Annotated in this window: 14 protein-coding genes and 1 pseudogene; 5 read left to right on the forward strand and 10 right to left on the reverse strand. The window is 66.7% G+C overall.

All coding sequences use genetic code 11. The features are described from left to right. Positions 1-188: 188 nt before the first annotated feature. Positions 189-629: a transposase gene (locus ACFYXC_RS41330; RefSeq protein ID WP_389558273.1), complete on the forward strand. Its 441-nt coding sequence runs from the start codon at positions 189-191 to the stop codon at positions 627-629. 97 nt (positions 630-726) lie between these two features. Here the strand turns inward: ACFYXC_RS41330 and ACFYXC_RS41335 are convergent, their stop codons facing one another. The 5 genes from ACFYXC_RS41335 to ACFYXC_RS41355 form a co-directional block, all read right to left on the reverse strand. After that, positions 727-1,062: a hypothetical protein gene (locus tag ACFYXC_RS41335; protein ID WP_389558249.1), complete on the reverse strand. Its 336-nt coding sequence runs from the start codon at positions 1,060-1,062 to the stop codon at positions 727-729. Positions 1,063-1,275: 213 nt separating this feature from the next. After that, positions 1,276-1,494 (reverse strand): hypothetical protein, encoded by a 219-nt coding sequence (locus ACFYXC_RS41340; RefSeq protein WP_389558251.1) that lies wholly within the window; start codon positions 1,492-1,494, stop codon positions 1,276-1,278. 273 nt (positions 1,495-1,767) lie between these two features. Beyond that, entirely contained in the window at positions 1,768-2,154 is a 387-nt protein-coding gene (locus ACFYXC_RS41345; RefSeq protein WP_389558253.1) for a hypothetical protein, read from the reverse strand. Continuing rightward, complete coding sequence (locus ACFYXC_RS41350; protein ID WP_389558255.1) at positions 2,151-2,414, reverse strand: hypothetical protein; 264 nt, start codon at positions 2,412-2,414, stop codon at positions 2,151-2,153. Before ACFYXC_RS41350 ends, ACFYXC_RS41345 begins: the two co-directional genes overlap by 4 nt. Before the next feature lie 72 nt (positions 2,415-2,486). Next, on the reverse strand, positions 2,487-2,786 hold the full coding sequence (locus ACFYXC_RS41355) for a hypothetical protein (RefSeq protein ID WP_389558257.1): 300 nt from the start codon (positions 2,784-2,786) through the stop codon (positions 2,487-2,489). Between the two features lie 120 nt (positions 2,787-2,906). Between ACFYXC_RS41355 and ACFYXC_RS41360 the strand changes: the two are divergent. Next, a pseudogene (locus ACFYXC_RS41360) lies at positions 2,907-3,368 on the forward strand (IS5 family transposase); the annotation flags it as partial. On the opposite strand, the gene ACFYXC_RS41365 reads toward ACFYXC_RS41360, so the two are convergent. Continuing rightward, positions 3,365-3,841, reverse strand: coding sequence for a MarR family winged helix-turn-helix transcriptional regulator (locus ACFYXC_RS41365; protein ID WP_389558259.1), 477 nt, complete (start codon positions 3,839-3,841; stop codon positions 3,365-3,367). The pseudogene ACFYXC_RS41360 and the gene ACFYXC_RS41365 overlap by 4 nt on opposite strands. An 86-nt stretch (positions 3,842-3,927) precedes the next feature. On the opposite strand from ACFYXC_RS41365, the gene ACFYXC_RS41370 reads away from it, so the two are divergent. From ACFYXC_RS41370 to ACFYXC_RS41380, 3 genes are all read left to right on the forward strand, one after another. Further along, positions 3,928-4,818, forward strand: coding sequence for an alpha/beta fold hydrolase (locus ACFYXC_RS41370; RefSeq protein ID WP_389558261.1), 891 nt, complete (start codon positions 3,928-3,930; stop codon positions 4,816-4,818). Positions 4,819-5,055: 237 nt separating this feature from the next. Then, positions 5,056-5,256, forward strand: coding sequence for a hypothetical protein (locus ACFYXC_RS41375; RefSeq protein WP_389558263.1), 201 nt, complete (start codon positions 5,056-5,058; stop codon positions 5,254-5,256). A gap of 324 nt (positions 5,257-5,580) precedes the next feature. Beyond that, positions 5,581-6,363, forward strand: coding sequence for an LLM class flavin-dependent oxidoreductase (locus tag ACFYXC_RS41380; protein WP_389558265.1), 783 nt, complete (start codon positions 5,581-5,583; stop codon positions 6,361-6,363). A 634-nt stretch (positions 6,364-6,997) separates the two neighbouring features. On the opposite strand, the gene ACFYXC_RS41385 is transcribed toward ACFYXC_RS41380, so the two are convergent. The 4 genes from ACFYXC_RS41385 to ACFYXC_RS41400 form a co-directional block, all read right to left on the reverse strand. Next, positions 6,998-7,318, reverse strand: a complete 321-nt coding sequence (locus ACFYXC_RS41385; protein ID WP_389558267.1) for a hypothetical protein — start codon at positions 7,316-7,318, stop codon at positions 6,998-7,000. Positions 7,319-8,153: 835 nt separating this feature from the next. After that, a complete protein-coding gene (locus ACFYXC_RS41390; RefSeq protein ID WP_389558269.1) occupies positions 8,154-9,308 on the reverse strand; it encodes a N(5)-(carboxyethyl)ornithine synthase in 1,155 nt (384 codons plus the stop codon). Between the two features lie 324 nt (positions 9,309-9,632). Further along, a complete protein-coding gene (locus ACFYXC_RS41395; RefSeq protein WP_389558271.1) occupies positions 9,633-10,238 on the reverse strand; it encodes a lytic polysaccharide monooxygenase in 606 nt (201 codons plus the stop codon). Between the two features lie 417 nt (positions 10,239-10,655). Continuing rightward, the gene (locus tag ACFYXC_RS41400) at positions 10,656-10,793 is read right to left on the reverse strand and encodes a hypothetical protein (RefSeq protein ID WP_389558275.1); all 138 of its coding nucleotides are present in this window, start codon (positions 10,791-10,793) and stop codon (positions 10,656-10,658) included. Positions 10,794-11,137: the final 344 nt, after the last annotated feature.

The raw sequence follows: 11,137 nt of genomic DNA on the forward strand, positions 1-11,137 counted from the left end.
AGACCGCCCATGTGCTGCGGCCGTCACCATCATTGGCGCCACCAAACCCAAACGGGTCAAGCGGTCACCAAAGCCCTAAGTTACCGGTATTGAGGCTAGGACGTACGCCGACTCACGCTGCCCTGGCCGGCCGGTGCATGCTTCCGGGAGAGCACTGGGTCGATACGGGCTATGCCAACGCCGGCGCCATGGCAGATGCCCGCGCTCACGGTGTCGCACTGCACAGGCCACTCAAGTCGGTCACCAACGCTCAGGCACGAGCGGGCACCTACGGGCAGGACGCCTTCACCGTGGACTGGGACAGCAAACGTGTGACCTGCCCCAACGGAATCACCAACACCGGGTGGAGAGAAGACCGGTCCCAACAGGGCCTGCCCGTCGTCCGTGCACAGTTCTCCGCACGAGACTGCCAGCCGTGTCCTGTCGTGGGCGACTGCGTGCCAAACCTCAGCGCAAAAGGCCGGGCCATCACACTGCGGCCACAGCAGGCACACCGCGAACTACAACAGGCCCGCGCACTCCAGCAGGCCGACGAATGGAAAGAACGCTACAAGGTCCGGGCTGGGATCGAAGGAACTCACAAGGCGTGCACAGCTGTGACCTGTGTAGATCACGCTACCGCGGCTTAGCCAAGACCAGCCTTCAGCACCAACTTACGGGCGCCGCGATCAATCTCGCCCGTGTCAACGCACATCATTCAAACACCCCGGGCTCGCACCCCGCGTCTCACACTTCGCGGCGCTTCTGCCGATCAAGTAGCGAAGCAAGCTCCTGCGCAGTGACCGGCCCGCTGTCGCGAACGGGCTGGCCGATGTCGGCTGTCCAACCGGGTCTGCCACGGGCAGTGAAGTCCGCAAAGTCCTTCCGCAAGTACTGCGGATCGGATGGCTTCAGCCGGACCTGCTGACGGCTGTCCGCCCACCAAACCTCGAAATCAGTGATGGTGCCTTCAGCGGGCCATTGTTCTGCCGGTTCCGGCAACAGCAGGACGTCGACGAAGCCCTCGACGCCCAACCCGATATCTACGAAGATCCCGATCGCCCCAGGTCTGGGCACCTTCACGACTGTGCCCCGCAAGACCTGCCCAAAGCACAGATTCCCTCGAATCCGCTCCCACTCCGCATCCGTAACCACACAGCGCATCCTCGCAGCCCCACGGCACTGAGTCAGCCCGATCTTGTGGCGAGCGCGGGCTCACCACAAGATCGGGCTGATTTTGCCAACAGCGTCTCTTGCCGGCGGGGCACTCCTCGGGTCTTGCCAGACCGACGCGCGCTAGTCCTTCTGCTCGATCGTGCCCAGGGGCTCTGCGAGCCATGTGAACTGCTGCTGCGCGGCCGGCCAGGCATCGGCATCAGTATCCAGAGCGAGCTGGGTCCGCAGGTACGCCGCGGTGAGCGTTGCCACGGCCATCACCCGAGCAGGGTTCTCGTCGGTCGCTTCCATGGTGTCGTATCCGGAGATCCCTCCGAGGATGTGGCCGGCTCCGAACATCGTGACGAGGACCTTCGGACCGCTGGACAGGCGGTAGGGGTCGGTGAGCCAGGCGGGGCCCTTCGCCCGCGCCGGTAACAGTTCCCTCTCCGGGAGCGCACGGGGCGGGACGCCAGCGGATGCACGCCGCGCTCTACCAGCGCATCCCCAACTCACGGAGTGCCGCGCGCAGCCTTCTGCGTTGCTCGGCCTTGGTCATGCAGCCGTATTCGTTCTGGCGCGGCTCATCGGTGTGCTGGTTGCTGTTGTATCCCGTGCCTTGGGCTGGTGGTTTTACCGGTTGAGGTCGAGGTAGGGAACGTGGTGGGTTTCATATGTTTTGGGGGTGACGGTGGCGATGAGGGCGTCCGTTCCCCAGTCGGGCAGGTGGCGTGCGGCGTGAATGGCAGCGGCGATGCCTGCTGGCACGCCTTCTGTGCGCATGCGTGCCACGGTGAGCATGGCCGGGTAGTCGAGATCCAGGGTGTGGATGACGTCGAGCTGCCCTACGTGTTCTGCGAGACCTGGGTGCTCCGCGTCTGCTTCCAGGATGGACAGTACGGGTGCCCACAGGCGGGTTTCGGGTTCGAAGTGGGCCCGGTGGATCAGTGCGGAGACCTGCCGGTTGCCCGACAATGCCAGGAGGGTGGGCGTGTCCAGCACAAGATGGTGTTGGATCACGCTGGGGTGTCCGCCTGCCGGGAGAAGGCATCGCGCAGCTTGCGACCCATGTCGGCGCTTTCCTCGTCCGTCACCTCTACGCCGAAGTGTTCGGCCAGGTAGGCGCGCGTTCGATCCGCTCTCTCTCGGCGTTCTTCGTCGGTCAGGGTGGTCTCCGCGAACTCTTGTACGAGGGATCGGATCGATGTCCCCCGGGACTCCGCCAGGACGGCGAGGCGGTCGCGTACCTCGGAGGGCACGCGGATCATGGCATCAGACATGACCGCAGTATACGCTCATGTATACGCTTCAGGGGAGCGGCTCTCACGCAGCATGGGAACCGCACGTAGAAGTCATCTAGAGTGATTCCTGAGCTGCTGTTCACAGAGCACGCGTCTGGTGTTCGATGCCGGCGGGCCCTGTTGCGTCGAGGACGAACAGCAGTCGGCGGCTGGCTGTGTCCCGTACCCGCGGTGACGCCCGCCCGGCACGGGGATGTAGAGGTAGAGCCGGGCGTGGGCGCCGACCTTGGCGGCCAGGCGCTCGGGGCCCATGGTGGCGCGGTCGACCTCCACAAATGCCTGCAACATCACCCCGCCCTCGGCACGGCCGGTTTCGCGGGTGCGGTAGTACACCAGCGCATTCGGGATCACCGCCTCTCCACTGCCGAGGGGGTAGTGGACCTCGGGGATCCAGTCCCGGGACGGCGGCAGGCTTCCACTCCACACGGGGCCCTTGCACTCTCGTGCTCGGGCTCACTGCTGAGCTAGTAGATACATCTGGCCTGCGACGCCCTCGGTCGCCCGCTTGCTGTGGTGGTCACCGGCGGCAACACCAACGACTGCACCCAGTTCACCAGGCTCATGAGCGCAATCCGCGTGCCTCGGCCGGGCCCCGGCCGGCCGCGCAGCAGACCGGATCATGTCATCGGGGACAAGGGCTACAGCTCGAGGGCCATCCGCACCTGGCTTCGCCGACGGGACATCGGCCACACGATCCCTGAGCGGAGCGACCAGATCCGCAACCGTGTCCGACGCGGCCGCAGCGGAGGCCGTCCACCGGCCTTCGACTAGCAGGTCTACAAGCGTCGCAACGTCGTGGAGCGGTGCTTCAACCGGTTGAAGCAGTGGCGCGGCATCGCCACCCGCTACGAGAAGACCGTCGAGACCTACCAGGCAGCCGTCACTGTCGCCTCGCTGCTGATGTGGGCGCGACACTTTGACGACACCGCCTAGCGCAGTTCCTGTCCCGCCGCCCAGCCCGGAGCGTCGAGGTTGATGGGTGAGTCGCCGACGAATTGGGCGAGCTGCGTTTCCAGCTCGGCGAGTTCGGCGGCACCCAGGCGCACTTCCCAGCGGGCCCGCACCTCGTCGAAGATCGCCGTGCCCTCGGTGATCAGCCCGAGCCCGTGATCGGTGATCCGGATTTTCTTGCGGCGGATGTCGGCGGGGTCGGTCTCGGTGGTGACGTACCCGCGTTCGACGAGCGCGGCGATCGTCTTCGCCGCGGCCTGCTTGGTGATGGCGAGTCTGCGGGCCAAGTCCGAGGCGCTGTCGGCGCCGGCTCGGATGGCCCGGATCGCGTACTCGTGTGACGGCCGGGCGTCGGGATATCCCCGGGTCGCCAGCTCCCGGACCACTTCGTCCACCAGATTGCGATAGCTGCCCAGAAGCAGCAGGGCGAGATCGGCGCCGGATCGTGAGGACATGACCACAGTCTAGATCTCGCTTGACCTAGACAACCAGGTTGACCAATACTGAGGTCAACCTGGTTGTCCATCTTGGGAGTCCTCGCATGACCAGCTCTTTCGTGACCACCTCGCCCCCCGTGGCGGGCGTCACGCACCACGCCGCCGAGGTCAACGGCACCACGTTGCACTACGTTTCGGCGGGCGACACCGGCTCCCCGATCCTGCTGGTGCACGGGTGGCCGGAGTCCTGGTGGGCCTTCCGCGACGTCATCCCGCTGCTCGCCACAACCCACCGAGTGTTCGCTGTCGACCTGCGCGGCTTCGGCGACTCCGGCATCGCCGACGGCGACCACGGCGTGGCCACCATGGCGCAGGACCTGCACCGGCTCGTCGCCCACCTCGGCGTCGGGCCCGTGCACGTGACCTGTCAGGACATCAGCGGCGGGCCGGTCTTCGCGTTCGCGGCCACGCACCCCGGCGACGTCCTCAGCTTCACCGGCGTCGAGACCACCCTTCCGGGGTACGGCTGGGAGATGCTGGCCGACGTGAAAAACGGCGGCTCCTGGCACGTGGGGTTCCTGGCCACCCCGGGAATTGCGGAGTTGTTCCTGGCCGGCCGCGAGCGAGTGATACTCGACTGGGCCGTCTCGGTGATGACGATGGTGCCGGGCGGGGTAACCGAGGCCGACCTCGACGAGTTCGCCCGCACCTACGCGCGGCCGGGCGGCTGGCGCGGCACCGAAGGGCTCTACCGCTCCTCCCTGACCGGCGGCGACCGGATGCGGGCACTGGCCGAGTCGCGGCCGCTGACCGTTCCCGTGCTCGCCATTGACGGCATCAACACCCCCTTCACCGAGCGGACGATGCGCCAGGTCGCCGGCGACGTCACCGCAGTCACGATTCCGGACGTCGGGCATTTCGTCGCGCAAGAGGCGCCCGCCGCCTTCGCCACCGCGGTCGGCGACTTCGTCGACCGCGTCGACCGCAGCCGCTGAATGGCCCAGTCCCCACACCGCCACTCTCCGTGCCCTCTTCGGCCTGCCGCTGACGCGACCTCAAGCCCGGGCAACGCCGCTGCTTCCCGGATTCGCGCTGCCGAGGAGGGCAACTCCCGCGCCGACACCGCGTGTTCAACCACGGATACGCCGTCCGCTCAATCGACGCCACGAAACCACCACCCGCCCATCAACCGGACATAGGCTCCCGCGCGGCGGCGACTCTAACGACCATCAATGCGACAGGAAAATCCCCAGCTCAGCGCGATGCATCACTGCCCTACGGCAGATTTCCGGCGTACTCCGGCCGGACCGCTCTTCGGCCTGCTGTTTCTGCTTCTCGCGCAGTTGCGGGAGCTGATGCGGCAGATCGGCCGCACCATCGACGAGTGGCATGACCTGTGCGGCTCGGGGGACGACGAGCCCTCCGACAAGTAGCAGGACAGAAGGCCCCGCTCCTCGGCTACCGAAGGGCGGGGGCTCCGTACCCAGGCGGCCCACGCCGTCTAGTGCTCTCGAGCGCATAGGCTCACCGGGTGGGGCGCCGTCTGCGGCTGGAGGTATTGGGCCGGGGCTGTCCTACTGCGAGGTGTTCTCCACCGCCCATCCGCGGAAGAGGATGCGTGCCTCAGTGAGGTTGCCGGCCCGCGCGCTGCATCTAAGGTCATGTCAGAGGTCCAAGCCAAGACCCAGTCGTCCTTGCTGCGTTTGATGTCCTGGCGGAGGAAGTCGTGCCCTTCGAGGCCGGTTTCCTCCAGATCGATGTGGGCCCGTCAACCTGCAGGGCCAGTACGTCGCTTCGCGAGGCCCCTGGCGATCCCACCGTCGGAACAAGGACAGCCCGTCATCTTCACGTCCGGCGGCCCCAGCCCGCACCTCTTGTCGATCGCGGACCGCTACGCGAGCGGCTTCATCGCCGAGGTGTGGACGATCGAGGAGGCGCGCCCCCAGCGCGAACTCGTACGGAACGCAGCACGCGAAGCCGGCCGCGACCCCGACGAGATCAAACACATCGCCGGCATCATGACCACCGTCGCGCCGACCGTGCGCGAGTGCCTCGACCCTCGCCTGGCGTACTCGGGCGACGTCATCGAGGCCCGCCTGCCCCACCTCGGCGCGATGCTCAGGATCCCTATCCACCCGGATGGGTTCGACAAGCCCCTCACGCCGGAGCAGCTGGCGCCCGCGCACGCCTCACCGCGGGATCCGCGCTCGTCGAACGCTCTGGCCGTGGCACGCGAGGGGTGGTCCCCGCGCGACGTCCTCGCCCATGGCGTAATCGACTTCCATCCCACCGTCGTGGGCCCGGGCAAGCTCCACGCCGACCACCGTCGGGAATGGTTGGAGGCGAGAGCTGCCGACGACTTCTGGGTGACACCCGACATCTACGAGGACGGCATCGACGCATTCGTCGACGCGGTGATGCCGATCCTGCAGGAACGCGGCATCTACCCCACCGAGTACCCGGGCACGACCCTGCGCGCGAACCTCGGCGTCCCGCGCCAGTACGGACTCGCCCCGCGCATCACCGGAGCCAAGCAGTAGACACGCTGAATGCTACAGACGCTCCGATGCCCCTCCGAAGACGACACAACTCGATCTCCCTGCCGCCCTATGGCCGGCATCCCCACAGGAACGCCAACGAGCCCTGGGACACAGCCTTGATCACCATGACCCATCAAGGCGGTGGCCCTCGATGGGTCCTCACCCACCACCAAGACGACCAACCGCAGATGCACCCGGAACTCCACGACAACCGCTGCCCCTCACACCGAGGCACCTTGACGACGCCGGCCGCCCGGTCTGCAGCGCCAGTGGTAGGGGCAGCCAGCGACCGTCCTGCTGGACGGCCTCGACTACGCGTGGGACTGCGTATCCGCCCCATCCGGTGAGCAGCCGGGAACGGGCAGCGGGGCCGGACAGGATGATCCCGTCCGGCCCCGCTGTCATCGGGTCAGTCGAAGTCGAACGTCTCCTGAGCGAAGCCAACCGGGCAAAGCCCGGCAAGGGCGGCGGTGCGCCGTCCTTGCCCGCGGTCCCCCAGCACTCGACCAGCTCTCCTTCCAACCCTTCTACGTGGGCCACGGCACGCCCCACCCCGCGAGCTGGGCACGCGTCCACGCCCCTTTGAGCGTCTTGGTTGCTTCCATCTCTTAGGGTGACGGCAGGATGGGCCTGTCTAGCGGCCGCCCATGAGCAACAGGGCCGACGCCGGGCTGGCGAGGCTTTTGGCCAGCTGCTCGCTGTCGGCCACGACGGTCCGGAGCTCTGCGGCGGTCGTGGCCACCTCGCTCTTCACATCGCCCTGCTCCATCGGGACCTTGTCGTTCTTGGCCAGCAGCTCCAAGACATCGGTGGTCTGCTCGAACGCCTGCGGGAGCCGGTCGACCAACGATTTCAGCGCCTGGGCGGCGCCCGACAGAGCGGGCGCCGACAGGTCCTTCGCGTCGTCCAGAACCACACGGTTGAACGCCGCGATCAGCTCCCGGGCCTGCCGCACCGACTTCGCCGGATTCGCCTTTAGGTCTCGTGGCAGCGCTGCTACCGGTCGGCACTCGCCCACGCGACGGCCGACGGTGCGTTCTCGGTCAGGGCGGGCGAACTGGTCGTGCAGGGCGAAAATCTCGGAGCCTGGATCACCACGCAGCGGGTAGGTGGAAACGGCTGACGCTCGCGCAGTAGTACCTGCTCCAGACCCTCGGCATCGAGGCACCCGCTGAAGGCGAGGTCGTGGTGCCGGCACGGCGGTCGCAGGACGAACGCTGGAACACCAGCTCGCCGCCCGCCCGTTCCACACCCGCGAAGGGCACCTCACCGTCCCCCGCAAGCACGTCGAGGTCGTGGACGGCGAGCCGATTCAGCTCCGAGCGTTCGTGGACAACAGCCGGCGCAGGACCGCCAGGCTCAGCCCCGGACGCCGGGCGGCGCTCGATGGGCTGGAGATGCGCTGGTCGTGGTGCTGCGGCTGTGCGGGACGCTCTCGCTGCGCTTCTCTGTGTCAGACGGGCAGCACTCGCCACTGCCGGCTCTGACGGCCGCCCTGCTGGTCATCTTCAGGGTGTACAGCGTGTCGGCCGCCACGATGTGCTTGTAGAGCCGGACCGTGCCCAGCGCGTGTAGGCGCTCTTTTGCAATGTCCCGTTCCACCGCAGTGACCTGGAACGTTCTCGGGTTCTCCTTTCGAGTCGAGGACACGCTGTTTCGTCTCACGCTCGTGTCCTCAGAAGCGACACAGAGCTCGGAAAGGCGACGACGTGCGGGCCAGGGCCGTCAGTCCGGGGCGTCTGGTCGACGGGTAGCCAGGCAAGGGGCGCCGCCGACCGGACGGCATCGGTTCAGAGCAGCACGTGCGGGTACTGTCGGGCGCGGTGCTGGAAGGCCAGGACCGCAGGGTTCTGGACAGTGCCGCTGCGGATTTCGATCGCTCGGGCAATTGTGGGATCACCGTCCCAGCCGGCTGGCCCTTGGAGGACCGGCCTCAGGAAGGGAATCAGGGCCTCGCTGTTCTCCCAGGTGGCGGCATCCCACAGGTAGGAAGGGCTGTGATCCACCGCGTAGTAGTGGACGCGGTCACCGACGGTGAACATCGGCTCGTTGAAGTTGGTGGGCCGAGCCCAGGCGAAGCCCATGCCTTGGTCGCAGGAGACGTCGATGACGAGGGTTCCAGGCGCGAGCTTCGGCAGATCCTCCTCTATCAGGAACATCAGCGGCGCCGCGGTGTCCTGGAGTACGCAGTTGACGATGATGTCATGCCCAGCGAGGAACTCGGCCAGCGGCTTCGGGCCGCCCTCTGTGAGCGCGATGCTGCGCCGTGGGTCGAGGGTGTCGCTGGCCGCGTCGTGGTCGAAGTGCACGATTCGCGCCGAGTGGATCGGTGAACTGACGGCAGCTGCGCCGCGGGCGGTCAACACGTCCACGTCGTGGACGCCCAGCGCGCTGAGCGCGGTCACCGCGCCGCGTGCGGTGGCACCGAAGCCGATCACCACCGCACGCCGCCGACGCCCGTAGTCACCGGTCGTCCCGGTCAGCTGCATGGCATGCAGCACCGACGAGTAGCCAGCCAGCTCATTGTTCTTGTGGAAAACATGCAGACTGAACGAACCCGTTCGGGTCCAGTGGTTCATCGCCTCGAATGCGATCACTGTGAGTTTGCGGTCGATGGCGGCCTGCGTGACCTTTACGTCCTGCACGCAGTGCGGCCACCCCCACAGCACCTGCCCCTCCCGCAACTCCGCCAGATCCTCGTGCATCGGTTTGGCCAACAGGATGACGTCACACTCCGCGATCAGCTCCGCGCGTGAGCGGAAACCGGCGACCGACGGGGCAAGCTGATGGTCCGGCACACCGAAGCGCTCTCCGTAACCGGTCTGTAGATAGATGGTGCGCTGAAGGTCGACGTCGATGCGTTCGAAGTGCGCTGGGTGGATCGGCAGACGATGCTCGTTCTCTTTGCGGGTCTGCGACATGATTCCGAGCTTGAGTTGCTGCAAAGTACCCCTTTGATTACTACCTGTCTAACACACCCGAGGCCAGGGAACTCTGCCGACAGTGTCCTCCGGTCCGAGCTACCGTCTACGCCACCCTCCCCGACCGGCGACCGGACGCTTTCCCGGCACAGTCGCGTTCTGTGCGTGCTTCAGCCGGCGAACCCTGCCACTTCTGCGGGAGAGCACCGCTACATGCGAGGAGCGCGGAGGGCTCTCTGTCGGGGCAGGGTAACCAAAATCGGTCCCTGCCCCGACAGAGTTCGGCCGGCCGGGCGGCAGGTTACGGGCGCACGGCAGAGGTCGGTGCCGTGTGCGGCGTTTCCCGGCTCAGCCGAAGCTCACGTCGCTGCACCACATGTATGCCTGGTCGAGGTGCGATGCCTGCCAGATCACGAACAGGATGTGGTGTCCGGTGTAGCCGGAGGTCTGGATGGGAAACGTGATGTCCTGCGCCGGGGCGAAGCGGCCGGTCTGCGTGATGAAGTCGAGGTCGTCCCAGCCCAGGGTCTGGGTCTTGGGGTTGAAGCCCTGCTTGCTCACGTAGACCTTGAAGTAGTCGGCACCGTGGGACGCTTGGTCGTACAGGTGGACCGAGAAGTTGTTGCCGACAGTGGTGGTCTTCCACTGCCCGGGCTTGTTCAGGCTGGCGTTTCTCGCCAGATTGTTGCTGCAGAGCGTCCCGTCGGGAGTCCGTGCCTGGAACTGGCCACCGAGGCCGTCGCGGAGCGCGCTCATCCAGTTCCACATGGTGTCGGGGTTGGCCTGGAAGGCCTGCCAACACATGGGGTCTTCGGTCTGCATGGCCGGGTTCGTGTGGTTGCTGCCCCACGTCTTCCAGCACTGGTATGCGCGGGAGGCGGGGTCGACGACGGTGCCGTGAGCCTGGGCGGGGGCGGACCAGGTCAGTGCGCCGACAACCACGGCGAACAGCATGACGAGCGCCTGGAGAGGTCGACGGAGGGGTCGCGAACGCCCGGTTAACGGACTCTGTTTGCGCATGGGGGGAACTCCTTCCAGTTGCAACACTGTCATGGGAGCGCTCCCAACCGTACGTCTCCTGGTCGAAATGTCAATGAAACAAACGAAGTTGGTGACAGGCGTGGGCGACGAGCAGGGACTCCGCCCCGAGCTGGGAGCTAGAACTATTCCCGGGACTGGAAAGAGAGAACAGGCACCGTTGCCATCGTTCATGGGTCCTCGTTGGTTCGCTGACGGGGATTCTGTGCTTGCGTGGTGCGGAATTTCGTGGGCTGGGGCAGGTTGGTGCCCCAGCTGTCGCGTCGCGTGGGCGCCGGGGTTACACGGCTCCGGGATGTTGCTTTGGTCCGCCGGGATGGTCTTGGTCACTCATCAGCTGAGGTTCGGCAGGGCCGCGAGATGCCGGATCGCGTGCGTGATCACGTCCGTCCAGGGCCATCGGGCTGTGAAGCGGAGCCAGCGGCGGCGGCCGGTGGTGACCAGTCGGGCGGCGGCGGAGAACAGCCGCAGGCGAAGCTGTTGGGGTTCTCAGCGGCGGGTCCGGCGTCTGCGAGCGGTGTGGCTGCAGGCCGAACGCCCGCAGGATCCGCGACACCGTCGACTGCGACAGTCTCGCCTCCTGAGCCATCGCCCGCGTCGACCAGTGGGTAGCGTTCTTTGGCGTTTGACTCCAGCGTCGTGGTCACCACCGCGGCGACCTGCTCGTCGGTGACCGTCCGGGGCCCGCCGGAGCGCGGCATCTCACCCAAGTCGGCGATTTGGTGCTCGACGAATCGCTTCCTCCAGCGGCCCACCGCATGCGGTGTCGAACCGAGCTGAGCGGCCACATCCTTATTCGACGCACCGCTCGCGCA

It is taken from the genome of Streptomyces sp. NPDC002701, from assembly GCF_042889045.1.
In the GTDB taxonomy this organism is placed as follows: Bacteria; Actinomycetota; Actinomycetes; order Streptomycetales; family Streptomycetaceae; genus Streptomyces.

Excerpts from the sequence above, each read along its gene's own strand:
- ACFYXC_RS41330 (WP_389558273.1), top strand. The coding sequence starts at position 189 with ATGGCAGATGCCCGCGCTCACGGTGTCGCACTGCACAGGCCACTCAAG.
- ACFYXC_RS41340 (WP_389558251.1), bottom strand. The coding sequence starts at position 1,494 with ATGTTCGGAGCCGGCCACATCCTCGGAGGGATCTCCGGATACGACACC.
- ACFYXC_RS41350 (WP_389558255.1), bottom strand. The coding sequence starts at position 2,414 with ATGTCTGATGCCATGATCCGCGTGCCCTCCGAGGTACGCGACCGCCTC.
- ACFYXC_RS41365 (WP_389558259.1), bottom strand. The coding sequence starts at position 3,841 with ATGTCCTCACGATCCGGCGCCGATCTCGCCCTGCTGCTTCTGGGCAGC.
- ACFYXC_RS41370 (WP_389558261.1), top strand. The coding sequence starts at position 3,928 with ATGACCAGCTCTTTCGTGACCACCTCGCCCCCCGTGGCGGGCGTCACG.
- ACFYXC_RS41375 (WP_389558263.1), top strand. The coding sequence starts at position 5,056 with ATGCGACAGGAAAATCCCCAGCTCAGCGCGATGCATCACTGCCCTACG.
- ACFYXC_RS41380 (WP_389558265.1), top strand. The coding sequence starts at position 5,581 with ATGTGGGCCCGTCAACCTGCAGGGCCAGTACGTCGCTTCGCGAGGCCC.
- ACFYXC_RS41395 (WP_389558271.1), bottom strand. The coding sequence starts at position 10,238 with ATGCTGTTCGCCGTGGTTGTCGGCGCACTGACCTGGTCCGCCCCCGCC.